General features: G+C 60.0%; 1 protein-coding gene and 1 pseudogene. Both read right to left on the bottom strand.

Annotated elements, in window-relative coordinates; all coding sequences use genetic code 11:
• Positions 1-336: pseudogene (locus PCA_RS17320) on the bottom strand (OmpA family protein); the annotation flags it as partial.
• 355 nt (positions 337-691) lie between these two features.
• On the bottom strand, positions 692-865 hold a 174-nt coding region (locus PCA_RS17315; protein ID WP_181303861.1), incomplete at its 5' end, for an OmpA family protein.

Raw genomic sequence — 865 nt, 5'->3', positions numbered from 1 at the left:
GTTGCTGTGGCCGTGGCCGCCACCGTTCGCCGGACCGTTGTCGATCTTGCGCTTGGTGCGGTCGAAGAACACGTCCAGCGACAGGTCCGGGGTGAAGAACTTGCCAACGCCCAGGCCGTAGTAGAACTGGCGGCTGTTGGTGTTGCGGTCGCCGTCGTTGTAGTAGCCGCCAATGGTCGGGGCGATGTACCAACGGTCATCGAAGCCCTTCGGCCAGGCCGGAGCGGCAGTGTTGTCGCTGCTGCCCGTGTTCGCCACCGTGTTGTCCTGGGCGTGAACGGCACCCACGCCGCCCAAGGCCAGGGCAACCATGAAATAAAGGCCCTTGTGTTTCATCAGGTCTCTCCTCGTCAAATTTGGTCTTCGCGCGTCCGTTACACGCCAACAGGGGGAATTGTCTGGCGCTGCATTAACGTCTTCGGCGGCTTGTTAACGCCTTCTGCTTGGCGTTTCGTACTCAGCAAGCGGAAGCGAGTGTAGCAAAAACGTTAAACGCCGCGCACGGGCCTGCAACAGCTTTTACACTCCTCAGTACACTATCGTTCAGATTGAATGGATGGCAGTGCTTACTACCAGCCACGTGTATTTTCCGTAATGACCGGCGTCAAGAAAGCCGAATGATTCCCCTGTTTCGCCCAAGAAAAAGCCCGGCATGCGCCGGGCTTTTTCGTGACGCTTGCGACAGGTCCGATTACTGCTGGACCTGCAGTTCCACGCGACGGTTCTGCGCACGACCGGCGTCCGTGGCGTTGTCGCCGATCGGATCGTTCATGCCATGGCCGATCGGGCCTTCCAGACGGCTGGCGTCCACGCCGTGGCTGGTCAGGTAGTCGTACACGATCTGCGCACGACGCTCCGACAGGGC

The sequence above is a fragment of the Rhodanobacter sp. PCA2 genome, assembly GCF_013620825.1.
Taxonomy (GTDB): Bacteria; Pseudomonadota; Gammaproteobacteria; order Xanthomonadales; family Rhodanobacteraceae; genus Rhodanobacter_A.
The sequence above is the reverse complement of the archived record's forward strand: the minus strand, read 5'-3'. Positions and strand labels throughout refer to the sequence as shown.